Origin of the sequence: Streptomyces sp. NPDC057939 (assembly GCF_042887545.1) — a bacterium.
Classification (GTDB): Bacteria; Actinomycetota; Actinomycetes; order Streptomycetales; family Streptomycetaceae; genus Streptomyces.
Map to the genome: position 1 here is coordinate 46746 of NZ_JBHVPG010000046.1, position 23930 is coordinate 70675.

Below are 23930 nucleotides of genomic sequence, written 5' to 3' on the forward strand. Positions count from 1 at the left end.
TCGCCGGTCGCGGCCCCCTAGACTCGGCCGGGCGTACGGCTCGCGTCCGGGGGAGATCAGGGTTGAGCAACATTCCGGAGACCGGCCGGACCCCTCGGGTCCAGAACCGGCTCGTCGTCATCCAGGTGGTCGTCTTCTCGCTGCTCCTCACGCTCGGTGGACGGCTCTGGTACCTACAGGTGCGCAACGGCCAGGAGTACACGGACGAGGCCAAGAACAACCACGTCCAGCAGGTCATCCAGCCCGCCGTGCGCGGGTCGATCCTGGACTCGCGCGGTGTTCCGCTCGCCGACAACGCCACGCACCTCGTGGTCTCGGCCGGTCGCACCGAGCTGCTGGCCATGAAGGACAAGGGCAAGGGCGTCCTGACCCGTCTCGCGGGGATCCTGGGCATGGACCCGCAGGAGGTCCTCGACAAGGTCCGGCTCTGCGACTCCAAGACGAAGCAGCCCTGCTGGAACGGGTCCCCGTACCAGCCGATCCCGATCAGTGACGAGGCCACCACCGAGCAGGCCCTCCAGATCCGCGAGCACCCCGAGGACTTCCCGGGCATCACCGCCGAGGCCACGGCCCTGCGCCGCTACGCGGCTCCCGACCAGGCCAACACCTCTCAGGTGCTGGGCTACCTGTCGCCGGTGACCGACGAGGAGATCGTCAAGGCGAAGAAGTCGGACTCGCCGTACCTGCGCTCCGACCAGGTGGGGCGCTCCGGCCTGGAGCGCACCTACGACAAGGAGCTGCGCGGCAAGGCCGGCGTAACCCGCTACGAGGTGGACAACCTGGGCCGGATCCTCGGACAGGGCGAGACCGACCCCGCGCAGCCCGGCTCGAACATCGTGACCTCCATCGACTCCCGCGTGCAGGCGGTCGCCGAGCGGGAGCTGAACGCCGCGATGATCGAGGCGCGCAAGGGGTACGACAGGAACACCCACCGCAACTACGAGGCCGACTCGGGTGCCGTCGTGGTGATGGAGACCAGGACCGGACGGGTCGTGGCGATGGCCTCGAACCCGACGTACGACCCCAACGCCTGGGTGGGCGGAATCTCCGCGAAGGACTACGCGGGGCTCACCGCGAAGGAGTCCAACTACCCGCTGCTGAACCGGGCCATCCAGGCGCAGGCGGCGCCCGGCTCCATCTTCAAGGTGGTCACCTCGGCCGCCGCGGTCAACGCGGGGTACCCCTTCAACCGGCGCTACCCCTGCCCCAGCGCGTACACGGTCGGCAACCAGACCTTCACGAACTTCGAGTCGCAGGGCCACGGCGACATCACCATCGGGCGGGCCCTGGAAGTCTCCTGCGACACCGTCTACTACGCCATCGCCGACCAGGAGTGGAAGAAGGACGGCGGCATCAGGCCGAAGAAGGACCCGAACGACTGGTTCCTCAAGACCGCCCACGAGTTCGGCCTGGGCAAGCGCACCGGCATCGACCTGCCCAACGAGGTGCCCGGCCGGATCCCCGACCGCAAGTGGAAGCAGGACTTCTTCGAGGCGAACAAGGACGCCTGGTGCCGGGACGGCAAGAAGAACGGCACCTTCGCCGAGAAGATCGCCTACGAGAACTGCCGCCAGGGCAACCAACTGCGCGAGGGCGACGCCATCAACTACTCGATCGGGCAGGGCGACACGCTCGTCACCCCGGTCCAGATGGCCTCGGTCTACGCGGCCATCGCCAACGGCGGCACGATCCACCAGCCGAGCGTCGGCAAGGCGGTCATCAGTGCCGACGGCCGGTCGGTGCGGGAGATCGCGCCGAAGGAGCAGGGCAAGCTCCCGATGGACGCCCGGACCCGCAACGACATCGACGAGGCCCTCGCCGGGGTGGCCACCAACGGCAGCGCCGCCTGGCGCTTCGGCGGCTGGCCGCAGAAGCAGATCCCGATGCACGCCAAGACGGGTACCGCGGAGGTCCAGGGCAAGCAGACCACCTCGTGGTTCGCCTCGTACACGGCGGACTACTCGATCGTCATGACGATCTCCCAGGGCGGCACCGGCTCCGGCGCCTCGGGCCCGGCGGTCCGCAAGATCTACGAGGCCATGTACGGGCTCGACCCGACGGGCAAGCAGGACCTCTCCAAGGCCCTGCTCCCGCAGCCCGCCACCGCCCTGCCCGTGATCCGGCAGGACGAGCAGGGGCAGTGACGCGCGAACGCGACCGGCCGCGAGTCACCGGCCGCGAGTTGAGGACAGAAGCTGACCGCAAGGCTCCGTAGCGTGGTTCTCGTCAGCAGGAGAAGAACCCACGGAAGTAGGCGGTCGGCCATGGCTCAGGTGTCCACAGAGGTCCCCGGTGACGAGCGCGGGACGCTCCTCGCGTTCGTCGAGGCCCAGCGCGAGGGGCTCCGCGAGACGGCGCGGGGCCTGACCGAGGAGCAGGCGGCGAGCCGCCCGACCGTCAGTGAGCTCTCGCTGTCCGGGTTGCTCAAGCACGTCGCCGTGTGCGAGCTCGGCTGGCTGAGGATGGCGCAGCGGCGCCAGGCCGAGGAGGCGTCCGACGAGCAGTCCTGGAGCGACGGCTTCCGTCTGGTCGAGGGCGAATCGATGCCGCAGGTGCTGGCCTTCTGGGACGGCGTCCGGCAGGAGACGGAGGCCTTCATCGCGACCGTGCCGAGCCTGGACGACACGTTCCCGCTGCCGCCGGCCCCGTGGTTCCCGGAGAACGGCAAGGTCTCGATGCGGTGGATGCTGCTGCACCTGGTCGAGGAGTTCGCCCGGCACGCCGGCCACGCGGACATCATCCGCGAGTCCCTGGACGGGACCAAGGCCATGGGCTGAGGCGGCGCGCGCCCGGGGGATGAGTAGCCTGGCCCGATGTCAGCGATTCGGCTCCTCGTCCTCGGTGCGGTCCGCCAGCACGGCCGGGCGCACGGCTACCAGGTGCGCAACGACCTGGAGTACTGGGGCGCCCACGAGTGGTCCAACACCAAGCCCGGCTCGATCTACCACGCGCTCAAGCAGATGGCGAAGCAGGGCGTCCTGCTCGCGCACGAGGTGGCGCCGAGCGCGGCCGGTGGGCCGCCGCGGACCGAGTACGAGGTGACGGACGCGGGCCGCGAGGAGTACTTCCGGCTGCTGCGCGAGGCCCTGGCGGCCCACGACCAGAAGACGGACGTGCTGTCGGCGGCGATCGGCTTCATGGTCGACCTGCCGCGGGACGAGGTGCTGGCGCTGTTGCGCGAGCGGCTGGCGAAGCTGGCGGGCTGGCGGTCGGCGGTGACCGACTACTACACGCCGGAGGGCGGGCCAGGCCAACTCGGGCACATCGGCGAGATCATGCACATGTGGGTCCACTCGTCCGACGCCGAGGCGGAGTGGACCCGGGGGCTGATCGCCCGGATCGAGGAGGGGGCGTACTCCTTCGCGGGCGAGGGCGGCGACCCGTTCGTGGGCGTCCTGGCGGACGGCCAGGAGAACCCCTATGCGGAGCAGAAGACTCCGGAACAACAGGGCTAATCAAGTTTGACTAATCCGCGTGACGGGCATAGCTTTGCCGATCCAGCTAATCAAATTTGACTAATGAGGAGTGGTCTTGGCGATCTCCGTCGAAGGAGCGCACAAGCGGTACGGGGAGAAGCGGGCCCTCGACGGGCTCGACCTGGAGGTGCCGGCCGGGACGGTCCACGCCGTCCTCGGCCCCAACGGCGCCGGCAAGACCACGGCGGTCCGGGTCATGAGCACCCTGCTGCGCCACGACGAGGGCGTCGTGCGGGTGGCGGGACACGACGTCCGCGAGGACGCGGCGGCCGTCCGCGCCCGCATCGGGCTGCTCGGCCAGCACGCCGCGCTCGACGAGCAGTTGGACGGCCGGCAGAACCTGGAGATGTTCGGCCGGCTCCACCACCTGGGCTCCCGACGGGCCGGCGTGCGGGCCGACGAACTGCTCGCCCGCTTCGACCTCGCCGACACCGGCCGCAAGCCGGTCGCGCAGTACAGCGGCGGCATGCGCCGCCGCCTGGACCTCGCCGCGTCCCTGATCACCGACCCGCAGGTGCTGTTCCTGGACGAGCCGACCACCGGACTCGACCCGCGCGGCCGCGCCGAGGTGTGGGAGGCGGTCCGCTCCCTGGTCGGCGGCGGTACGACCGTCCTGCTGACCACCCAGTACCTGGAGGAGGCCGACCGGCTGGCCGACCGCATCTCGCTCGTCGACGCGGGGCGGGTGGCCGCCGAGGGCACCGCCGACGAGCTGAAGGCCCGCGTCGGGGCGGACCGGATCGTCGTCGTCCTGCGGGATGCGGCCGACCTGGCCCGCGCGGCGCAGCGCGTACCGCACCCGGATCCGTCCGTGGACCGGGACGCCCTGACCCTGAGCTTCCCCGTGCGGGACCGGATGGCCGGACTCACCCGGACCCTGCGCGCCCTGGAGGAGGCGGGCATCGAGGCGGCGGACCTCTCGGTGCGCCGCCCCACCCTGGACGAGGTCTTCCTCCGACTGACGGGCGCCGCGGGCGTCACGGGGGGCGCACGGGCCGGCGCCGACGACGCCGCCGGAACCGACGAGAAGGCGGAGGCGACCGTATGAGCACGCCATGGGTGGTCACGGACTCCTGGACGATGACCCGCCGCGAACTCGCCCACTGGGCGCGACAGCCGGTGCAGGTGATCGTCGGGCTGGCCTTCCCGGTGATGATGCTGCTGATGTTCGGCTTCCTCGTCGGCGGCGGGCGCGGCATCGACGGCGAGTACGTCGAGTTCCTGGTGCCCGGCATGTTCGCCCTCACCATGGCCTTCGGCCTGGAGGCGACGATGACGGCCGTCACCCAGGACCTCGGCAAGGGGGTCATCGACCGGTTCCGCGCGATGCCGATGTCCTCGTCGGCGGTGCTCGTGGGCCGCAGCGCCGCCGACATGCTCCAGTCGGCGCTGGGGCTGGCCGTCCTGGCGGGCGTCGGCCTGCTGCTCGGTTGGCGTTGGCACGGCTCGGCGGCGGCCGCGCTGACCGCCTTCGCGCTGCTCCTGCTGCTGCGCTTCGCGATGCTGTGGATCGGGATCTTCCTGGGCATGGTGGCGGGCCGGCCGGAGCTGGTGCAGGCCGTGCAGATCCTGGTGTGGCCGGTGGGCTTCCTGTCCAACGCGTTCGCCACCCCGGCGTCGATGCCCGGCTGGTTGGGCGCGGTGGTGGAATGGAACCCGATGTCGGCGACGGCCACCGCGGTGCGCGACCTGTTCGGGAACCCGGCGGGCGCGGCGTCCTCCGCGTCGTGGGCCGCCGAGCACGCCGCGCTGCTCGCCGTCTGCTGGCCGCTGCTGCTGCTCGCGGTGTTCTTCCCCCTGGCGGTGGCGCGCTTCCGGGGGCTCAGCAAGTAGGCCCGCGCGGCGGACTTGCACCTCACGCGGCGTGAGGTCCCACAGTGAAGGGCGTACCCAACCGATCGGAAGGAGCGGGAAGCGATGGGCTGGTCAGTGGGTCAGGTCGCCGGGTTCGCCGGAGTGACGGTGCGCACGCTGCACCACTACGACGAGGTCGGGCTGCTCTCCCCGAGCAGCCGCAGCGGGGCGGGGCACCGGCGGTACGACGACGCCGACCTCGACCGGCTGCAGCGGATCCTGTTCTACCGGGAGCTCGGTTTCCCGCTCGACGAGGTCGCGGTCCTGCTGGACGACCCGGATTCGGACCCGGAGGAGCACCTGCGCCGGCAGCACTCCCTGCTGTCCGACCGGATCGCCCGGCTCCAGCAGATGGCCAAGGCCGTTGAGCACGCCATGGAGGCGAAGAAGATGGGCATCAACCTCACGCCCGAGGAGAAGTTCGAGGTCTTCGGGGACTTCGACCCCGACGAGCACGCCGAGGAGGCGGAGCGCCGTTGGGGCGGCACCGACGCCTACCGGGAGTCGACCCGCCGCACCGCGTCCTACACGAAGGAGGACTGGCAGCGGATCCAGGCGGCGGCCGCCGACATCAACGACCGGTTCGCCGCCCTGCTCGACTCCGGCGCGGACGCCGGGTCCGAGCCGGCCATGGACCTCGCCGAGGACCACCGGAGCTGGATCAACGGCGCCTACTACTTCTGCACGTACGAGATCCACACCTGCCTCGGTGAGATGTACGTCGCGGACGAGAGGTTCACCGCGTACTACGAAGCCGTCCGTCCGGGTCTGGCCGTTTTCGTCCGGGACGCGATCCTCGCGAACGCGATCCGGAAGGCGTAGCCGGGAGCGCGCCGGGAGTTCACCGGAAGGCTCCCGCACAGTGCGCGCACGGCCCCCGCAGGTACCTGGAACCTGGCGGGGGCGGTGTGCGTTCATAATTGGAACCACCCGTCATGCCCCGCATCCCCGCTGATTCCCCTCGATCCAGGAGAGCCCGGAACTCGTGTACACGCTTGCGCTCGGCCCTGAGTGGCTGTCCCCGGACTATCTGATCGGGGAGTTCGGCCTGATCGGAATCCTGATCATCGTCTTCGCCGAATCGGGACTGTTCGCGTTCCTGCCCGGCGACTCCCTGCTCTTCACGGCGGGCCTGTTCGTGGCGAGCGGCAACATCAGCCAGCCGCTGTGGATGGTCTGCACCCTGATCGTGCTCGCCGCCGTCATCGGTGACCAGGTGGGCTACCTGATCGGCAAGCACTTCGGGCCGAAGCTCTTCAACCGGCCGAACTCCAGGCTCTTCAAGCGCGAGAACCTCGACGCCGCGCACGACTTCATGGAGAAGCACGGCCCCAAGGCCATCGTGCTCGCCCGCTTCGTGCCGATCATCCGCACCTTCGCGCCGATGGTCGCGGGCGCCGGTGCCATGAAGTACCGCACCTTCCTGACCTACAACATCATCGGCGGCGTGCTGTGGGGCGCGGGCGTCACCTGCCTCGGCTACAAGCTCGGCCAGTTCGAGGTCATCAAGACGAACATCGAGCCGATCTTCATCGGCATCGTGCTCGTCTCGATCATCCCGGTGATCTTCGAGGTGCTGAAGGCCCGGAAGAACAAGGCGAAGTCGGCCGCGGCCGGCCCCGCCCAGGGCCTCGGCGCCCCCGAGGACCCGCAGCCGCGCGGCCGGCACGCCAAGCGCTGACCGCCCGTACGGACGCCCGTACGACGCCCCGGGGACCAGGAGTCCCCGGGGCGTTCGCGTGCCCGCAGGGGCCCGCCCAGCCTCCTCCCGGCGTCCCGGGGCGGCGGGCCGGCCGTCAGAAGCCGCGCGTGCGCTTGGCCGCCCGGCGCTTCGCGGCGCTCTCCGCCCCCGGGATCCGCATGAACAGGCGGGAGGTCTCCGACCCCAGGTTGACCCCGACCGCGATGGCGAGGGCGATGGCGGCGGCGTTGGTGAGCGAGGCCAGTCCCGCGTCGAGCCGGTTCTCGGCGATCGACAGCAGTCCGAAGTACGTCGCGGAGCCCGGCAGCAGCGGCCCGATGGCGGCGGTGACGTACGGCAGGGCCGAGGCGAACCGGTAGCGGGAGAAGAGCTGCCCGAAGAGGCCGACCAGGCCGGCCGCGATGGCCGTGGACGGCACCGGGGGCAGCTCGGCCGCCTGCAGCGCCCCGTAGGTCACCCAGGCGACCCCGCCGTTCAGCGTCACGATCAGCACGGTGGAGCGTTCCTGCTGGAGCAGGATGGCGAAGGTGAACACCAGGACCATCGAGGCCAGGATCTGGACGATCGGCCGGGAGGGGATCTGGAGCACCTCGTCCGGGTTCGGCTCGGCGCCGAACTGCAGGCCGACGTAGAGGACGACGAGCACGCCCACGATGATCCCGATGAAGAGGTACATGACCTCCAGCAGCCGGGCCGAGGCGGTGATGTAGAAGCCGGTCAGGCCGTCCTGCACCGCCGCCACCAGGGCCCGCCCCGGCAGCAGCGCGAACAGCCCACCGGTGATCACCGCGGACGCGCGGACGTCGATCTCGGCGATCTTCAGCGCCACCCCGATCGCGGCCGGGGGCATGGCCGCGACCACGAACTGGTAGAACTCCGGCAGCCCGCGCCCGGCGCAGAACCAGGCCAGCCGGTCACCGAGGACGGCGCCGAGCACGGCGCAGAAGAACACCGTGACCCCACCGCCGACCAGCGTCGAGGCGGCCCCGGCGAGCAGTCCGGCAGCTGCCGTGAGCACCCAGCCCGGGTACGGGTGGCGGTTGCGGCGGATCTCGGCGAGCCGGCGGTAGGCCTCCTCAAGGGAGACCTCCACCTCGTGCGCGCTGATGTCGTCCACCAGCCGGAAGACCGCCGCGAGCCGCGTGTAGTCCGTGCCGCGCCGGCGCACCGTGCGGTTCGCCGAGACGGGGTCGTCGACCAGGGACGGCTGGTGGGTGATGGACAGCAGGGTGAAGGTGACCGTGGGCTCGCAGCGGTCGAGGCCGTAGGAGCGGGCGACGGCGAACATGGCCGCCTCGACGTCCTCGGCGCCCTCACCGCCCGCCAGGAGCAGTTCGCCGATGCGCAGCGTGAGGTCGAGCACGCGGCCCACCGCGGGCCCGCTGTCGCTCTTCTGCACCGGTTCGGCCACCGGCCGGACGTCCACCGGCATGCGCAGCATGACGCGCATGCGGTCCTGCCAGGGCGATTCCTTCATCCGCGAGCCGGGGAAACCGGCGGCCATGCCGGGCGTGTACGCGGGCGGGGAGTGCTGGGCGCTGTAGGTGGCCGGGGCGGCGAAGGCGGAACCCTCGGGCTCCACGGGCAGCGCGGCCAGACCGTCGGGGACGGTGAACTCCGACGTCGGTTGGTCGTCCTCCGGGGACTCCGCCGCGATGCCGCGCGGCGGGGTGAAGGCGCTGCGCGCCTCGTCCGACTTCGGCTTCCGGTCCTCGACCCCGGATCCTTCGGCCTCCGCCACGCGTCCTCCCGTCCTGTCGGCTCGGACACAAGTATGCGGAATCGTTTCCTCCCCGGCGAAAGCGGACGGCCATCCGCCGATCGCTCGCCGGGAGCGGCCTTCGGCCGCCGCCCGATCCCCCGCCCGTACCCGCCCGTTCCCGGCTCATCCTCCGTCGCCCGCCCGTCGCCCCTCCGTCGCCCCTCCGGCCGCCTCTTCGCGATCCTCCGCCGTGTCCCCGGTACGGCTCCGGCGGTCGTCCGGTGGCGCCGCGACGGCCCGGCGCGGGCACGCCCCCCGCCCCGATCCGCCGAACGGGGACGTGGCCCCCGCCCCGGACACGACGAACGGGCGGCACCCCCACGAGGGGTACCGCCCGCGGTCGAGTCAGCCGGTCGGCGCAAGGCGCCGACACGGATCACCGAGCGGAGCTCAGTGGTGGCCGCCCTGCGCCTCCAGGCGCTTGTACGAGGCCTCGATCTCGGCCTCGGCCTCGGTGCGGCCGACCCAGTTCGCGCCCTCGACGGACTTGCCGGGCTCCAGGTCCTTGTAGACCTCGAAGAAGTGCTGGATCTCCAGGCGGTCGAACTCGGAGACGTGGTGGATGTCGCGCAGGTGCTCGACACGCGGGTCCGAGGCCGGCACGCACAGCAGCTTGTCGTCGCCGCCCGCCTCGTCCGTCATGCGGAACATGCCGATCGCGCGGCACTTGATCAGGCAGCCCGGGAAGGTCGGCTCGTCCAGGATGACCAGGGCGTCCAGCGGGTCGCCGTCCTCGCCGAGGGTGTTCTCGACGAAGCCGTAGTCGGCCGGGTAGCTGGTCGAGGTGAAGAGGCGACGGTCCAGACGGATCCGGCCGGTCTCGTGGTCCACCTCGTACTTGTTCCGCGAACCCTTGGGGATCTCGATGGTGACGTCGAACTCCACGTCCTGCTCCTCCATGATCAGCTTCATTGCTACGGGACTGCATTTGATTCAACCGCGCGCGCGTCCCGCCCAGCCCTACGGGGTGGGGTGCCATGCTCGCGGCAAGACGCAGTGGTTAAGTGTCCCTCACGCATATGTGTGATCGCGAAAGGGGCTGGTCCGAGGTGCCATTGGTCAAGACGTGGCAGCTCATCGCGGGGTCGGCCGTGGCCGGCCTCGCCCTCTCGGCGGTGACGGTGGCAAGCGCCGGGCCGTGGGACTCCGGTCAGCGTAAGGCCGAGCGGGACAGGGCCGCCTCCTGGAGCCGCGCGGGTGGCGCAGATCACGTCACGGGGGCGGCCCTGCCCGAGCCCGCGGCCAGCGCCCCCGGCGTGCTCCCCGGCATCGGCCCGTCCGCCCCGGCCGGCGACCGGCCGGCAGCCGCCCCCGGCGGCTCCGAGGCGCTCGCCGGGGTGCTCGGACCGCTGCTCGCCGATCGCGCGCTCGGCACCGTGCGCAGCGCCTCGGTGATCGACACCGCGACGGGCCGGGTCCTCTACGAATCCGCGCCGGGCGAGGCCATGACCCCGGCCTCCACCGTCAAGATCGCCACCGCGGTGGCCGCGCTGGCCGCCCTCGGCCCCGAGCACCGGATCCGGACCGCGGTGACCCCCGGAGCCGGACCCGGGCAGATCGTCCTCGTCGGCGGCGGGGACCCCTCGCTCACCGCGAAGAAGAAGAGCCCCGCCGGATCCGGCGGCAGCCTCGTCGCCCTCGCCGCGGACACCGCGCAGGCCCTCAAGGCCGCCGGCACCGACACCGTCACCCTCGGCTACGACGACTTCCTCTACCCCGGCGCCGTCCGCCACCCGATCGGCCGCAACGACAACATCGCCCCCGTCACCGCCCTCACCGCCGACGAGGGCCGCCCCGACGACTCGGTCTCCGGCCCCGTCGAACGCGCCGACGACCCCTCCGGGGACACCGCCCGCGCCTTCGCCGGCCTGCTGCGCGAACGCGGCATCAAGGTCACCGGCGAACCTGCCCGGGCCAACGCCCCCGCCGGCGCCCAACCGTTGGCCGCCACCCACTCCACCCCGGTCGCCGGCCTCGTCGAGCGGATGCTGACCCACAGCGACAACGACATCGCCGAAGCCCTCGCCCGCCAGACCGCCGTCGCCGCCGGCGCGCCCGCGAGCTTCGAGGGCGCCGAGAAGGCCGTCACCGACAAGCTGGCCTCCCTCGGCCTCGACGTGAACGGCTACCGCTTCGCGGACGGCAGCGGCCTCAACCGCGCCGACAAGGTCAGCACCCGCCTCCTGACGGGACTCCTCGCCAAGGCCGCCGACCCCCGACACCCCGAACTCAGACCGGCCCTCACCGGCCTGCCCGTCGCCGGATTCACCGGCACCCTGCGCTCCCGCAACGCCGGAACCTCCCCGGCCGCCGGCCTGCTGCGGGCCAAGACCGGCACCCTGACCGGCGTGAACTCCCTCGCCGGGACCGCCGTCGACCCCTCCGGGCGACTGCTGGCCTTCGCCTTCCTCACCGCGGGCGCCCCGGACGGACCCGCCGCCGAGAAGGGCCTCGACAAGCTCGCCGCAGCGGTGGCCACCACACCGTAGGGGGTCCGCTCCGGCGCAGGTCCACGTACGGTTTACGCATGACGAGCATCGGTGGTGCGGAGATGGTCGACTGGAACCTCGCGGTGGCGACCGCGACCCGGCTCGTGCGGCCGGGTCCCGAGGTCAGCCGCGAGGAGGCCCGGGCCGTGGTGGCGGAGCTGCGCCGGCACGCCAGGACCTCGGAACAGCACGTGCGCGACTTCACCCGGATGATGGCCGCCCTGCCCGACGGCGGGGCCTCCGTCCCCGACACGCCCGTCCTGGTCGTCGACCGGGCCGGATGGATCAAGGCCAACGTCGCCGGCTTCCGGGAACTGCTCGGCCCCCTGCTCGGCAAGATGCAGGAACGCCGCGGCGCCGCCCCCGGCGGCGCGGTCCTCGGAGCCGTCGGCGGCAAGGTCACCGGCGTCGAGCTCGGCATGCTGCTGAGCTTCCTGGCCTCCCGGGTCCTCGGTCAGTACGAGACCTTCGCGCCCGCCGGCCTCGACCTGCCGGGCTCCGCCGCGACGGGCGGGCGGCTGCTCCTCGTCGCCCCCAACATCGTGCACGTCGAGCGCGAGCTGGAGGTGAACCCGCACGACTTCCGACTGTGGGTCTGCCTGCACGAGGAGACGCACCGTACCCAGTTCACGGCCGTCCCGTGGCTGCGGGCCCATCTGGAGGGCGAAATCCAGACGTTCCTCGGCGCCACCGAAATGGACCCCTCCACCGTCCTGGAACGGCTCCGCGAAGCCGTCCAGTCCTTCGCCGGAGCCCGCCCCGAAGCCGAACGCGGCGAAGAGGGCCGCTCGCTCGTCGAGCTCGTCCAGACCCCCGAACAGCGCGAGGTGCTGGGCCGGCTCACCGCCGTCATGTCCCTGCTGGAGGGCCACGCCGACTTCGTCATGGACGGCGTCGGACCCGAGGTCGTCCCCTCCGTCGCCGAGATCCGCGAGAAGTTCCAGCAGCGCAGGGCCAGCGGCGCGGGCCGCCTCGACGCCGCCCTGCGCAAGATCCTCGGGCTCGACGCCAAGCTGCGCCAGTACCGCGACGGCGAACGGTTCGTCCGCGCCGTCGTCGGCCAGGTCGGCATGGACGGCTTCAACCGCGTGTGGACCTCACCGAACACGCTGCCCACCAAGACGGAGATCGCCAAGCCCGCCGACTGGGTGGCCCGGGTGCACGGCAGGGGGAGCGAAGGGAGCGAAGGAAGGTGACGCACGGGGCGTAAACATGTCTCACTGGGGGAAGCAGCGTCACCCGTCCGAGGGACCGTGGGCCGTGGAAGGGCGTGCGATGCTCGGGGAACGGCTCGGTTCTGTCACCATCGACGCACTCTGAGTGACAACCCGCAACTTCCGGGGGTTCCTCCGCGGCCATCCCGCCGCGGACACCGGACGCGCGGACCGGTCACCACCGAGCAGCACCCCTCGCACCACCCCCAACGCCTCCGAGCATCCGAACTCCACGAAGGGCACCGGACATGGGTCCCCATCCTGCGGTCGCGGCGATACGCCTGGCGGTCCGCCGCGTACTCCACGACGTCCTCACCGACCTCACCGACCGTCCCGCCGACCGTCGCACCCCGGACGGCACCCCGCCACTCGTCCTCGTCGCCTGCTCCGGTGGCGCCGACTCCATGGCGCTCGCCTCCGCCCTCGCCTTCGAAGCCCCCAAGCTCGGCATCCGGGCCGGCGGCATCACCGTCGACCACGGCCTCCAGCCCGGCTCCGACCTGCGCGCCGCCGAGGTCATCACCCGCATGACCGCGCTCCGCCTCGACCCGGTGGAGTCCGTCGCCGTGCGCGTCGGCCGCGACGGCGGACCCGAGGCCGCCGCCCGCGACGCCCGCTACTCGGCGCTCGACGAGGCCGCCGACCGGCTCGGCGCCGCCGCCGTGCTGCTCGGCCACACCCGCGACGACCAAGCCGAAACCGTCCTGCTCGGCCTCGCCCGCGGCTCCGGCATCCGCTCCCTGTCCGGCATGGCCGAGGTCTCGGGAGGACCGGGCCGCACCAAGCGCTACCGCCGCCCGTTCCTCCAGATCGACCGGCAGACCGCCCGCAAGGCCTGCATGGTCCAGTCCCTCCCCGTCTGGGACGACCCGCACAACATCGACCCCGCCTACACCCGCTCCCGGCTGCGCCACGAGGGACTGCCCGCCCTCGAAAAGGCGCTCGGCAAGGGAGTCGTCGAGGCGCTCGCCCGCACCGCGCAGCTCTCCCGGGACGACGCCGACGCCCTGGACGCCTGGGCCGCCGACGCCGAGACCGGCGTACGCGACGCCGACGGCCGCCTGGAGTGCGCGAAGCTGTACGCCCTGCCCCCGGCCGTCAGGCGCCGCGTGCTGCGCAGGGCCGTCGTCGCGGCCGGGTCCCCCGCGGGTTCACTGTTCGCCCGGCACATCGAGGAAGTCGACCGCCTCATCACCGGATGGCGCGGTCAGGGCGCCATCAACCTGCCCGGCCGCGTCGAGGCCCAGCGGCAGGGTGGCAGACTTGTCATTCGGCAGGGCTGATTGGTGCTGAAACACGGCTGAGTCCTCCGGGGGCACCCCCGGAGCCCCGGCCGACAACGAAAGTGATGCGGGTGGACGAGAAGGACATGGGCAGCGACCTCCAGTCGGTGCTCATCACCAAGGAAGAGATCGACGCGAAGCTGGCCGAGCTGGCCGCGAAGATCGACGCGGAGTACGCGGGCAAGGACCTGCTCATCGTCGGTGTGCTCAAGGGCGCCGTGATGGTGATGGCGGACCTGGCGCGCGCCTTGTCCACCCCGCTCACCATGGACTGGATGGCGGTGTCGTCCTACGGCGCCGGAACCCAGTCCTCCGGCGTGGTGCGGATCCTCAAGGACCTGGACACCGACATCAAGGACAAGCACGTCCTGATCGTCGAGGACATCATCGACTCCGGTCTGACGCTGTCCTGGCTGCTGTCGAACCTGGGCTCGCGCCAGCCGGCCTCCCTGGAGGTCGTCACGCTGCTGCGCAAGCCCGACGCCGCGAAGGTCGCGATCGACGTGAAGTGGGTCGGCTTCGACATCCCGAACGAGTTCGTCGTCGGCTACGGCCTGGACTACGCGGAGAAGTACCGCAACCTGCCGTTCGTCGGCACGCTCGCACCGCACGTCTACGGCGGCTGACGCGCCTCCCCCGGTCGCGTTCGCCGCGGAACCCGCGTGCGACGCGTCCCCGCGGCCACCGGCCGCGGGACCCGCTCCCGACAAGACCACAGGGAAACCTGGGGAACCTCGGGGCGATTCCCGCCGTTGGAGCATGGGAAGGCGGGTCTGTCAGCCGTCCCACGAGGCCGCGGGTGACAATACAGGGGTACATTCCGAAGAACAGTCTTTACTCAGAGCAGCATTTACCTACGGGCAGGAGGGACGGGGTGCCTAGCGCCCCGTATGGATGGACGTGAAGCGATACTTCCGTGGGCCGGTCATGTGGATCGTGCTGGCCGTCCTCGCCGTGGTCGTGTTGATGAACGTCGTCGGCTCCGGCGGCGGCTACAAGTCGGTGGAGACCAGCGAGGTCATCAAGGCGATCAACAGTGGCCAGGTGGACAGCGCCAAGCTGACCACCGGCGACAGCCAGATGATCAAGATCGAGCTCAAGAAGGACCAGAAGCTCGGCAACAACGACGGCACCAAGTTCCAGGCCAACTACATCGGGGATCAGGGCGTTCAGCTCGCCCAGAACCTCCAGACCAAGTACGAAGCCGGTCAGATCCCGGACGGATACTCCGTCACCCCGGACAAGACCAGCCCGTTCCTGAGCGTGCTGCTCTCGCTCCTGCCCTTCGTCCTCATCGTCGTGGTCTTCCTGTTCCTGATGAACCAGATGCAGGGCGGCGGCTCCCGGGTCATGAACTTCGGGAAGTCCAAGGCCAAGCTCATCACCAAGGACACCCCGAAGACGACGTTCGCCGATGTCGCGGGTTCGGACGAGGCCGTCGAGGAACTCCACGAGATCAAGGAGTTCCTCCAGGAGCCGGCGAAGTTCCAGGCCGTCGGCGCCAAGATCCCCAAGGGCGTGCTGCTCTACGGCCCGCCCGGCACCGGTAAGACCCTGCTGGCGCGCGCCGTCGCGGGCGAAGCCGGTGTGCCCTTCTACTCGATCTCCGGTTCCGACTTCGTCGAGATGTTCGTCGGTGTCGGTGCCTCGCGTGTCCGTGACCTGTTCGAGCAGGCCAAGGCCAACGCGCCGGCGATCGTCTTCGTCGATGAGATCGACGCCGTCGGCCGGCACCGCGGTGCGGGCCTCGGCGGCGGCCACGACGAACGCGAGCAGACGCTCAACCAGCTGCTCGTCGAAATGGACGGCTTCGACGTGAAGGGCGGCGTCATCCTGATCGCCGCCACGAACCGTCCCGACATCCTCGACCCGGCGCTGCTGCGCCCGGGCCGCTTCGACCGGCAGATCGCGGTCGACCGCCCGGACATGCAGGGCCGTCTGGAGATCCTCAAGGTCCACCAGAAGGGCAAGCCGGTCGCTCCGGACGTCGACCTGGGCGCGGTTGCCCGGCGCACGCCCGGCTTCACCGGTGCCGATCTGTCCAACGTCCTGAACGAGGCGGCCCTGCTGACCGCCCGCTCGGACAAGAAGCTGATCGACAACCACGCCCTGGACGAGGCGATCGACCGCGTCGTGGCGGGCCCGCAGAAGCGGACCCGGATCATGTCGGACCGGGAAAAGAAGATCACCGCGTACCACGAGGGCGGACACGCCCTGGTCGCGGCGGCTTCCCCGAACTCCGACCCGGTCCACAAGATCACGATCCTGTCCCGCGGTCGGGCCCTGGGTTACACCATGGTCCTGCCCGACGAGGACAAGTACTCGACCACGCGCAACGAGATGCTCGACCAGCTGGCGTACATGCTGGGCGGGCGCGCGGCCGAGGAGCTGGTCTTCCACGACCCGACGACGGGCGCGGCGAACGACATCGAGAAGGCCACCGCCACGGCGCGGGCCATGGTCACGCAGTACGGCATGACCGAGCGTCTCGGTGCGATCAAGTTCGGTGGCGACAACACCGAGCCGTTCCTGGGCCGCGAGATGTCGCACCCGCGGGACTACTCGGAGGAGGTCGCGGCGCTGGTCGACGAAGAGGTCAAGAAGCTCATCGAGACCGCGCACAACGAGGCCTGGGAGATCCTGGTCGAGAACCGGGACGTCCTGGACAACCTGGTCCTCGCGCTGCTGGAGAAGGAGACGCTGAACAAGGAGCAGATCGCCGAGGTCTTCTCGACGATCGTGAAGCGTCCGGCCCGTCCCGCGTGGACCGGCTCCTCCCGTCGCACCCCATCCACCCGTCCGCCGGTGCTCTCTCCCAAGGAGCTCCAGCTGACGAACGCCGCCAACGGCATCTCGGCGGCAACGCCGGCCGTGTCGGTGGAGAAGGCCCCGGAGCCCTCCCCGGAGGAGCGTCCGGAGGCCTGATCAGGCCCGGAATGGATGCCGCGCCCCCCAGGTTCTAGCCTGGGGGGCGCGGCACTTTCACGTGGCCGTGTGCGCACACAGGAACGAGGATGAGATGACCGACCCAGTGACCCTGACCGGTGGCGAGGGCACGATCGGCGAGTTCGACGAGAAGCGCGCCGAGGCGGCCGTCCGCGAGCTCCTGATAGCCGTCGGCGAGGACCCCGACCGCGAGGGCCTGCTGGAGACCCCGGCACGCGTGGCGCGGGCGTACCGGGAGATCCTGGCGGGCCTGCGGCAGTCGCCCGAGGAAGTGCTGACGACGACCTTCGACCTCGGCCACGACGAGATGGTCCTGGTCAAGGACATCGAGATCGTTTCGCTGTGCGAGCATCATTTGCTGCCGTTCCACGGCGTGGCCCACGTCGGCTACATCCCGGCGGAGTCCGGCAAGATCACGGGCCTGTCCAAGCTGGCCCGATTGGTCGACGTCTTCGCCCGCCGCCCGCAGGTGCAGGAACGACTCACCACTCAGATAGCCGACTCGCTGATGCAGATCCTCGACGCCCGCGGCGCCATCGTCGTCATCGAGGCCGAGCACATGTGCATGTCGGTGCGGGGCATCCGCAAGCCGGGCGCCAAGACCCTCACCTCGGCCGTGCGCGGCCAGCTCCGTGACCCCGCGACCCGCAGCGAGGCGATGAGCCTCATCGTGGCGCGCTGAGCGTTCCCACGGGGCCCCGCTCCTCGACGCCGTGGGCCGCCACGACGGTCCGCTGACGCTGCCGCACGCCCGCGGGGGCCCGGGAGCCGGGCGGGCGCCGGTGGTGGCCGTGGGGTGGCGTGCGGGCGGCTGGGGGCCTCAGGCCGTGGCCGGGGCCTTCCCCGGGTCCTCGTCCTCCGGGAGCTTCAGGACGCGCTCCAGGAAGAGGGCGGCGGCGATGACGGCGGCGCCCGCGAGGACGGAGCCGCCCGCGTACCAGGCCTGGTCGCGGCGCGCGGGCACGTCGAGGGCGTCGGTCAGCAGGAAGACCCCGACCCCGCCGTACATCCCGGCGACCAGCGCCGCCACGAGCGCGCTGGCCTGCCCGAAGACCACGGCGCGGGCCGCCATCAGCGGCTCCACGCCCTTGGCCCCCGGGCGGCGCTCGCGCTGGGCCTTGAGCCGCGAGCGCATCGACAGGGCCGTGGCGAACAGGACGGCCGCGATGACGGCCAGCACGACCGGGGCGGCCAGCGGCACGCCCGGCAGGCTCCCGTACGCGTTCCACAGCCGGGCGCCCGCCCAGGACAGGACCCCGGCGATCAGGAAGATGCCCGCCAGGACCGCCGGCCTCAGTTGCTTCACTTGCCCGTTCCCCACTCTCAGCCAGTCGCAGTGAACAGGCTAACGATTACTCCGGCAGGCGGAGTTCCAGGTCGGGGCGTGCCGTGACGCCGGTCAGGCCGATTTCGGCCAGCAGGGCCGTGACCGCGCCGATTCCGGGGAGCTGGGCCTCGGGGTCGATGTCGTGCCACGGGGCGAGCACGAAGGCGCGCTGGTGGGCCCGGGGGTGCGGGAGGGTGAGGACGGGGTCGTCGGAGACGACGTCGGCGTAGGAGACGATGTCGACGTCGATGGTGCGGGGCCCCCAGCGCTCCTCGCGGACGCGGTCGAAGGCCTCCTCGATGGCCTGGCCGCGTTCCAGCAGCGAGGACGGCGGCAGGGTGGTCTTCACCGCGATGACCGCGTTGAAGTACGAGGGCTGCGAGCCGGGCTCGACGCCCCACGGCTCGGTCTCGTAGACGGGGGAGACGGCCTTGACCCGCAGGCCGGGGGTGTCGCCGAGGGCGTCGATGGCGCCCTGGAGGGTCTCCAGCCGGTTGCCGAGGTTCGCCCCGAGCGCGACGACGGCCCATTTGGGGTTGGACAGCGTCACGTCCGCCGCGTCGACGGCCTCGACGACGGATGCGGGTACGGGCTGGACGGTGGGGTCGCTCTGGGCGGTCAGTCCGTTGTTCATGCGCGGCTCCGGGTGATCGTGATGGTCACGTCGTCGAAGGGGACGGTGATGGGTGCGTCCGGCTTGTGGACGACGACCTCCACCTGTGCCACCGCTTCGTGCTTGAGGCACTGCTGTGCGATCCGCTCGGCGAGGGTTTCGATCAGGTCGACGGGCTCGCCCTGCACCACGTCGACGACCTCCTCGGCGACGACGCCGTAGTGCACGGTCTTCGCCAGGTCGTCCCCGGCCGCGGCCGGGCGGGTGTCGAGGTGCAGTACGAGGTCGACGATGAAGGTCTGGCCCTCTTCGCGCTCCCGGGGGAAGACGCCGTGGTGCCCGCGAGCCTTGAGGCCGCGCAGCGCGACACGATCCACGCGAATCACTCCTGCTTTCGTAGGTGCTTCCGGTCCCGGGACTCCCCGGGGCCATGGGCCTACGCCGAGTGCGGTCGGCGTCGTCCGCCTTCGAATTTACCTGCGACGGAGCTCGGCCCCCGCCCTTGGGGTCAGTCGGTGCCCTCTTCTTCCTCGTCATCGGAGTCCGTGAGCACCGGAGAACCGTGGTGGGACCAGAGGAGCCACCCCTGCGGTGTGCGTCGGAACACATTGGTGGCGACGACCAGCTGACCCACCAGGGGGCCCAGCTCGCCGCCGTCCTCGGCGGGTCCGCCGCTCAGGATGTTCTCGGTGCACGTGACGAGGGCGGTGTCGCCTATCAGCGCCACTTTGGTGTCGGTGAGGAAGAACTGGATGTACTCGGTGTGGGACATGATCAGCGCGTACGAGCGCAGTACCTCGCCCCGCCCCGAGAGCACCGGCCAGCCCGGGTGGACGCAGGAGATCTCGTCGTCGAGCCAGAGCGCCGACAGCGCGTCGAAGTCCCCCTGCTCCATGGCCTCGTAGAAGGCCGCATTGGCCTCTTCGACGGCTTCGATGTCGGTACGGCTCACCGTGCCCCTTCCCTGTACGGCCGGCGGAGGTCCGTCCGGCGGATCACAGTGCCCCTTCCACGGCGCGGGCCACCCGAACCGCGTCCGCGGTCGCCCGTACCTCGTGCACCCGCACGGCCCAGGCGCCCTGGTGCGCGGCGATGGCCGAGACGGCGGCCGTGGCGGCGTCCCGTTCGCGGGCCGGCGGCGGGGCGGTGTCGGCGGCGCCGGCCAGGACCCGTCCGAGGAAACGCTTCCGCGAGGCGGCGACGAGCAGCGGGAAGCCGAGCGCGCGCAGCTCCGGCAGGTGCGCGACGAGGGCCAGGTCGTGCTCGGCGTTCTTCGCGAAGCCGAGGCCGGGGTCGACGACGATCCGCTCGGGGGCGATGCCGCCGGAGACGACGGCGTCGATGCGGGCGCGGAGTTCGGCGGTGACCTCGCCGAGGACGTCCTCGTAGACGGCGAGGCTGTTCATGCCCTCGCTGAAGCCGCGCCAGTGCATGACGACGAAGGGGACCTCGGCGGCGGCGACGGCCGGGATCATGCCGGGGTCGGCGAGCCCGCCGCTGACGTCGTTGACCAGGGCGGCGCCGGCCTCGACCGCGCGGGCGGCGACGGCCGCGCGCATGGTGTCGACGGAGACGACGACGCCTTCGGAGGCGAGGCCGCGCACCACGGGGACGACCCGGCGCAGCTCCTCCTCCTCGTCGACGCGGGAGGCGCCGGGGCGGGTGGACTCGCCGCCGACGTCCACGAGGTCGGCGCCCTGCGCGACGAGGTCCAGGCCGCGCTTGACGGCCGCGGTGGTGTCGAACCAGCGGCCGCCGTCGGAGAAGGAGTCCGGAGTGACGTTGACGACGCCCATGACCCCGCAGCGGTCCCAGTCGGGCAGGCCTGTCACCCGGCCCCTGGCAGCGGCTCCGCGGTTGTTGTTCATGGGTCCCAGGGTAGAGCCCGTGCCCGGGGCGGTCCTTCCGCGGGAGCCGGTGGCCGTTCCCCGCCCGGAGCGGGCGCCGGGGCCCGCCCCGGCCGGGAACGGGGAAGGGCCCGGCGGGGGTGCCGCCGGGCCCTTCGGTGCGTACCGCGCCCGGTCGTGCGTCAGGCGGGCTGGACCTCGCGCTCCGCCTGGGCCGGAACCTTGGTGGAGGGCTGCTCGTGCGCGCAGGTGCGGACGGGCTTGGGGCGGCGGCGGGCCGCGAACAGCCGGGGCAGGGCCAGCGTCACGAAGCCCTCGGCCTGCATCGCGGCGAAGCCGATGCGGGGCAGGTCGCGGGTCTGCCGGAAGACGACGAAGCGGGGCTCCCAGCGCGGGCGGAACTTGGCGTTGAACTTGTAGAGCGACTCGATCTGGAACCAGCGCGAGAGGAAGACGAGCAGTCCGCGCCACATGCGCAGGACCGGGCCGGCGCCGATCTTCTCGCCGCGGGCCAGGGCCGAGCGGAACATCGCGAAGTTCAGGGAGACCTTCTCGATCCTCAGCGCGGGAGCGGCCTCCAGGGAGGCCACGATCAGCAGCTCGTTCATGCCGGGGTCGGCGGCGCGGTCGCGGCGCATCAGCTCCAGCGACATGCCGTCCTTGCCCCACGGGACGAAGTGCAGGACGGCCTTCAGGTCGCCGAAGGGGCTGGTGTCGCCCTCCTCGACGCGGTGGGCGGTGGCGATGAAGCAGTCGCCGTCGCCCGGGTCGCCGACCCGGCCCAGCGCCATGGAGAAGCCGCGCTCGGTGTCGGTGCCGCGCCACGCCTCGGCGGCGCCGCGGACCTGCTCCAGCTCGATCTCGGTCAGTTCGCTGACCCGGCGGACCTTGGTGGTGTAGCCGTTGCGTTCGATGCGCTTCACCATTTGGCGGACGTTGCGCATGGCTCGGCCCGAGAGGGAGAAGTCTTTGACATCGACGATCGCCTCATCACCCAGCTCCAGGGCGTCCAGCCCCGTCTCGCGGGTCCAGACCTCGCCGCCGGTCTCGCTGCAGCCCATGACGGCGGGGGTCCACGAGTGGGCCTTGGCCTCCTCCATGAACCGCTCGATGGCGCCGGGCCAGGCCTCGACGTCGCCGATGGGGTCGCCGGAGGCGAGCATCACGCCGGAGACGACCCGGTAGGTGACGGCGGCCTTGCCGCTGGGGGAGAAGACGACGGCCTTGTCGCGGCGGAGCGCGAAGTGGCCGAGGGAGTCGCGGCCGCCGTGCTTGGCGAGCAGCTCGCGCAGCTGCGTCTCGTCGTCGGCGGTGAGGCGTGCGGCCGGGTGCTCGGGGCGGAAGGCCAGGTAGATGGTGGTGAGGGCGGTCAGCATGCCGAGGGCGCCGAGCGAGTAGCCGACGGTCCAGGACACCCGACCGGCGTAGTCGACGGGGCCCTCGAAGCCGAAGAGCCCGTAGACGACGTGGGTGATCTGCTCGTACAGGCTCGGGCGGCCGACGACCTTGCCCGGGTGCACGTTGACGATGACCAGGCCGAGTCCGATGGAGCCGGCGCTCATGAGGACGAAGTTCGCGAGCGCCTTCCAGCGGCTGCGGGGGTCCGGCAGCGCCTTGAACTCACCCTGATGGCGCAGCAGCAGTGCGAGGAGCACCGCGGCGATGACCACGCCGATGATCGAGTGCCGGTACGTGAACTGCGCGACCGCGCCCGCGGGCAGCAGGACGACGGAGGCCCGCCAGGCCCGTCGCTTGTGCCGCTTGAGGCCGTGGGCGAGCAGCAGCAGCAGCACGCCCGCGCTGATGGACATGGCCGCGGCGAAGGGGCCCAGCGAACCGGGCAGCACTTCGGTGACCGCGTGGATCCGGCTGTGCCGGAAGCGGGGGAAGACCCCCGCCGCGATGTCCAGAAGGCCGACGATCATGACGGCCGTACCTACGAGACCGGGCACCGACTCCGGCCGTGGACCACGGAGGATTCGGCGGACCCTGCTCGGAACCTGTCCCGACTTATCGCCATCTATCCTGCTAGACATCGCTTCCCGTTGCTCCGCGAGAGATCATGTGGCCGAAGGCCGCGACAGCCTCCGGTGTGTGGTGCGTCCATTAGGACGACGTCGACGAGGAGCGGGTTCACTCTTCCGTCGGAAATTTCCAGTCCTGCCATCAGAAAGTCGACTGACTGCTCATGGGTCTCACCAGTAATACGGTTCTGGCGTTGGCCATCGTCGCCGGAGTGCTGCTGTTCGCGGCCACGGTGTGGTTCTGGCCGAAGCTCTCGAACCGCAGCTGGCGTTCGGTCGCCGGCCGGATCGGTCTCCTCCTCGCGACCCAGTTGGCGCTGTTCTCGGCGATCGGGCTCGCGGCCAACAAGTCGTTCCTGTTCTACGGGACCTGGGCCGACCTGTTCGGCCAGGAGACGTCCATCGGCAAGGTCGTCGACCACTCGATGAGCAGCAAGGACATCAAGGTCGTCGACAAGCAGAAGTTGGACGTGCCGGGCGGTGCCAAGCCCCAGGTCGGTGGTCAGATCCTGAAGATTGCCATAACCGGGCAGAAGTCGAAGATAACGAGTCCCGGCTACGTGTGGCTCCCGCCCGAGTACTTCCAGCCACAGCACAAGGACCAGAACTTTCCCGCGTCGATCGTGCTGACCGGTTACCCGGGCACCGCCGAGAACCTGATCAAGGGGCTCGACTACCCGATGAAGGCCTTCAGCCTGTCGAAGGCGGGCAAGATGAAGCCGATGATCCTGGTCATGCTGCGGCCGACCGTGGCGCCGCCGCGCGACACCGAGTGCGTGGACATACCCGGTGGCCCGCAGACCGAGACGTTCTTCGCGCAGGACCTGCCCAAGGCCATCCAGGCGACCTTCCGGGTCGGTGACAAGCCGCAGAACATGGGCTTCATCGGCAACTCGACGGGTGGCTACTGCGCCCTGAAGATCGCCGCGCACTACCCGCAGACCTTCGGCGCGGCCGCGGGTCTGTCCGCCTACTACGACGCCCCGAACGACCCCACCACCGGTGACCTGTTCCACGGCGACGAGAAGCTGAAGAAGCGCGCGGACGTGCTGCACACGATGGCCGGCAAGAAGCCGTCGGGCACCTCGTTCCTCGTCACCAGCAGCGAGAAGGGCGAGCCGAACCTCGGTGACACCCGCAAGTTCATCAAGCTGGTCAAGGGCCCGGACCGGGTCTCCTCGATCATCCTCGACAGCGGCGGCCACAACTTCAACACGTGGCGCCGCGAGATCCCGCCGATGCTCACGTGGATGAGCGGACGCATCCAGGCCTGAGGCCCGGTGCGCGGACATGACGCAGGGGCCCGGCCGGGGGACGGCCGGGCCCCTGCGTCATGTCCGGGCCGCGTTGCCGTCCGTCACGGCGCGTCGTGGGGCCGGGACTCGCGCAGGGC

21 protein-coding genes and 1 pseudogene are annotated in these 23930 nt (G+C 71.0%); 14 read left to right on the plus strand and 8 right to left on the minus strand.

Going from position 1 to position 23930, the window contains the following annotated elements:
- Positions 1-62 precede the first annotated feature (62 nt).
- From mrdA to ACFVS6_RS33565, 7 genes and pseudogenes are all read left to right on the plus strand, one after another.
- Positions 63-2144 carry a penicillin-binding protein 2 gene (gene mrdA, locus ACFVS6_RS33535; protein WP_389709926.1) on the plus strand — a complete coding sequence of 694 codons (2082 nt, stop codon included), beginning with the start codon at positions 63-65 and terminating at the stop codon, positions 2142-2144.
- A gap of 120 nt (positions 2145-2264) precedes the next feature.
- Positions 2265-2777, plus strand: a complete 513-nt coding sequence (locus ACFVS6_RS33540) for a DinB family protein (RefSeq protein WP_389709928.1) — start codon at positions 2265-2267, stop codon at positions 2775-2777.
- Between the two features lie 36 nt (positions 2778-2813).
- Positions 2814-3455, plus strand: coding sequence for a PadR family transcriptional regulator (locus tag ACFVS6_RS33545; protein WP_389709930.1), 642 nt, complete (start codon positions 2814-2816; stop codon positions 3453-3455).
- Between the two features lie 70 nt (positions 3456-3525).
- Positions 3526-4524 carry an ATP-binding cassette domain-containing protein gene (locus ACFVS6_RS33550; RefSeq protein ID WP_389709932.1) on the plus strand — a complete coding sequence of 333 codons (999 nt, stop codon included), beginning with the start codon at positions 3526-3528 and terminating at the stop codon, positions 4522-4524.
- Positions 4521-5309 carry an ABC transporter permease gene (locus ACFVS6_RS33555; protein ID WP_389709934.1) on the plus strand — a complete coding sequence of 263 codons (789 nt, stop codon included), beginning with the start codon at positions 4521-4523 and terminating at the stop codon, positions 5307-5309. Before ACFVS6_RS33550 ends, ACFVS6_RS33555 begins: the two co-directional genes overlap by 4 nt.
- A gap of 84 nt (positions 5310-5393) precedes the next feature.
- Entirely contained in the window at positions 5394-6152 is a 759-nt protein-coding gene (locus ACFVS6_RS33560; protein WP_389709935.1) for a MerR family transcriptional regulator, read from the plus strand.
- 163 nt (positions 6153-6315) lie between these two features.
- Positions 6316-6984, plus strand: a pseudogene (locus tag ACFVS6_RS33565) (DedA family protein); the annotation flags it as partial.
- A 142-nt stretch (positions 6985-7126) separates the two neighbouring features.
- Here the strand turns inward: ACFVS6_RS33565 and ACFVS6_RS33570 are convergent.
- Together ACFVS6_RS33570 and ACFVS6_RS33575 are read right to left on the minus strand one after the other, a co-directional pair.
- A complete protein-coding gene (locus ACFVS6_RS33570; protein WP_389709937.1) occupies positions 7127-8773 on the minus strand; it encodes a threonine/serine exporter ThrE family protein in 1647 nt (548 codons plus the stop codon).
- 411 nt (positions 8774-9184) lie between these two features.
- A complete protein-coding gene (locus tag ACFVS6_RS33575) occupies positions 9185-9679 on the minus strand; it encodes an inorganic diphosphatase (protein WP_008742522.1) in 495 nt (164 codons plus the stop codon).
- 164 nt (positions 9680-9843) lie between these two features.
- Between ACFVS6_RS33575 and dacB the strand changes: the two genes are divergently transcribed.
- The 6 genes from dacB to folE all read left to right on the plus strand — a co-directional run bounded on the left by dacB (position 9844) and on the right by folE (position 17408).
- On the plus strand, positions 9844-11283 hold the full coding sequence (dacB, locus tag ACFVS6_RS33580; RefSeq protein WP_389709939.1) for a D-alanyl-D-alanine carboxypeptidase/D-alanyl-D-alanine-endopeptidase: 1440 nt from the start codon (positions 9844-9846) through the stop codon (positions 11281-11283).
- A gap of 38 nt (positions 11284-11321) precedes the next feature.
- Positions 11322-12479 carry a zinc-dependent metalloprotease gene (locus tag ACFVS6_RS33585; protein WP_389709941.1) on the plus strand — a complete coding sequence of 386 codons (1158 nt, stop codon included), beginning with the start codon at positions 11322-11324 and terminating at the stop codon, positions 12477-12479.
- Between the two features lie 266 nt (positions 12480-12745).
- On the plus strand, positions 12746-13780 hold the full coding sequence (tilS, locus tag ACFVS6_RS33590) for a tRNA lysidine(34) synthetase TilS (RefSeq protein WP_389709943.1): 1035 nt from the start codon (positions 12746-12748) through the stop codon (positions 13778-13780).
- Positions 13781-13845: 65 nt separating this feature from the next.
- Complete coding sequence (gene hpt / locus ACFVS6_RS33595; RefSeq protein WP_030158549.1) at positions 13846-14406, plus strand: hypoxanthine phosphoribosyltransferase; 561 nt, start codon at positions 13846-13848, stop codon at positions 14404-14406.
- Between the two features lie 268 nt (positions 14407-14674).
- Positions 14675-16705 carry an ATP-dependent zinc metalloprotease FtsH gene (ftsH, locus tag ACFVS6_RS33600; RefSeq protein ID WP_389709945.1) on the plus strand — a complete coding sequence of 677 codons (2031 nt, stop codon included), beginning with the start codon at positions 14675-14677 and terminating at the stop codon, positions 16703-16705.
- A gap of 94 nt (positions 16706-16799) precedes the next feature.
- Positions 16800-17408, plus strand: coding sequence for a GTP cyclohydrolase I FolE (gene folE, locus ACFVS6_RS33605; protein WP_389709946.1), 609 nt, complete (start codon positions 16800-16802; stop codon positions 17406-17408).
- A gap of 138 nt (positions 17409-17546) precedes the next feature.
- On the opposite strand, the gene ACFVS6_RS33610 is transcribed toward folE, so the two are convergent.
- From ACFVS6_RS33610 to ACFVS6_RS33635, 6 genes are all read right to left on the minus strand, one after another.
- On the minus strand, positions 17547-18032 hold the full coding sequence (locus tag ACFVS6_RS33610) for a DUF3180 domain-containing protein (RefSeq protein WP_389709948.1): 486 nt from the start codon (positions 18030-18032) through the stop codon (positions 17547-17549).
- Between the two features lie 46 nt (positions 18033-18078).
- Positions 18079-18687, minus strand: a complete 609-nt coding sequence (gene folK / locus ACFVS6_RS33615) for a 2-amino-4-hydroxy-6-hydroxymethyldihydropteridine diphosphokinase (protein WP_389709950.1) — start codon at positions 18685-18687, stop codon at positions 18079-18081.
- The gene (folB, locus tag ACFVS6_RS33620) at positions 18684-19043 is read right to left on the minus strand and encodes a dihydroneopterin aldolase (protein WP_030010912.1); all 360 of its coding nucleotides are present in this window, start codon (positions 19041-19043) and stop codon (positions 18684-18686) included. The genes folK and folB overlap by 4 nt, the downstream gene beginning before the upstream one ends.
- Positions 19044-19174: 131 nt before the next feature.
- Complete coding sequence (locus tag ACFVS6_RS33625) at positions 19175-19618, minus strand: nuclear transport factor 2 family protein (protein ID WP_389709952.1); 444 nt, start codon at positions 19616-19618, stop codon at positions 19175-19177.
- A gap of 43 nt (positions 19619-19661) precedes the next feature.
- The gene (gene folP / locus ACFVS6_RS33630) at positions 19662-20534 is read right to left on the minus strand and encodes a dihydropteroate synthase (RefSeq protein ID WP_389709954.1); all 873 of its coding nucleotides are present in this window, start codon (positions 20532-20534) and stop codon (positions 19662-19664) included.
- A 161-nt stretch (positions 20535-20695) separates the two neighbouring features.
- Complete coding sequence (locus ACFVS6_RS33635) at positions 20696-22549, minus strand: phosphatidylglycerol lysyltransferase domain-containing protein (RefSeq protein WP_389709956.1); 1854 nt, start codon at positions 22547-22549, stop codon at positions 20696-20698.
- 152 nt (positions 22550-22701) lie between these two features.
- On the opposite strand from ACFVS6_RS33635, the gene ACFVS6_RS33640 reads away from it, so the two are divergent.
- Positions 22702-23811 carry an alpha/beta hydrolase gene (locus ACFVS6_RS33640; RefSeq protein ID WP_389709958.1) on the plus strand — a complete coding sequence of 370 codons (1110 nt, stop codon included), beginning with the start codon at positions 22702-22704 and terminating at the stop codon, positions 23809-23811.
- The last annotated feature ends 119 nt before the right edge of the window (positions 23812-23930 follow it).

What these genes read in the sequence shown, in the direction of transcription:
- ACFVS6_RS33540 (WP_389709928.1), top strand. Translation starts at nt 2,265, where the DNA reads ATGGCTCAGGTGTCCACAGAGGTCCCCGGTGACGAGCGCGGGACGCTC.
- ACFVS6_RS33560 (WP_389709935.1), top strand. Translation starts at nt 5,394, where the DNA reads ATGGGCTGGTCAGTGGGTCAGGTCGCCGGGTTCGCCGGAGTGACGGTG.
- ACFVS6_RS33585 (WP_389709941.1), top strand. Translation starts at nt 11,322, where the DNA reads ATGACGAGCATCGGTGGTGCGGAGATGGTCGACTGGAACCTCGCGGTG.
- folE (WP_389709946.1), top strand. Translation starts at nt 16,800, where the DNA reads ATGACCGACCCAGTGACCCTGACCGGTGGCGAGGGCACGATCGGCGAG.
- ACFVS6_RS33635 (WP_389709956.1), bottom strand. Translation starts at nt 22,549, where the DNA reads ATGTCTAGCAGGATAGATGGCGATAAGTCGGGACAGGTTCCGAGCAGG.
- folK (WP_389709950.1), bottom strand. Translation starts at nt 18,687, where the DNA reads ATGAACAACGGACTGACCGCCCAGAGCGACCCCACCGTCCAGCCCGTA.
- tilS (WP_389709943.1), top strand. Translation starts at nt 12,746, where the DNA reads ATGGGTCCCCATCCTGCGGTCGCGGCGATACGCCTGGCGGTCCGCCGC.
- ftsH (WP_389709945.1), top strand. Translation starts at nt 14,675, where the DNA reads ATGGACGTGAAGCGATACTTCCGTGGGCCGGTCATGTGGATCGTGCTG.
- folP (WP_389709954.1), bottom strand. Translation starts at nt 20,534, where the DNA reads ATGAACAACAACCGCGGAGCCGCTGCCAGGGGCCGGGTGACAGGCCTG.
- ACFVS6_RS33545 (WP_389709930.1), top strand. Translation starts at nt 2,814, where the DNA reads ATGTCAGCGATTCGGCTCCTCGTCCTCGGTGCGGTCCGCCAGCACGGC.
- hpt (WP_030158549.1), top strand. Translation starts at nt 13,846, where the DNA reads ATGCGGGTGGACGAGAAGGACATGGGCAGCGACCTCCAGTCGGTGCTC.
- ACFVS6_RS33555 (WP_389709934.1), top strand. Translation starts at nt 4,521, where the DNA reads ATGAGCACGCCATGGGTGGTCACGGACTCCTGGACGATGACCCGCCGC.
- ACFVS6_RS33640 (WP_389709958.1), top strand. Translation starts at nt 22,702, where the DNA reads ATGGGTCTCACCAGTAATACGGTTCTGGCGTTGGCCATCGTCGCCGGA.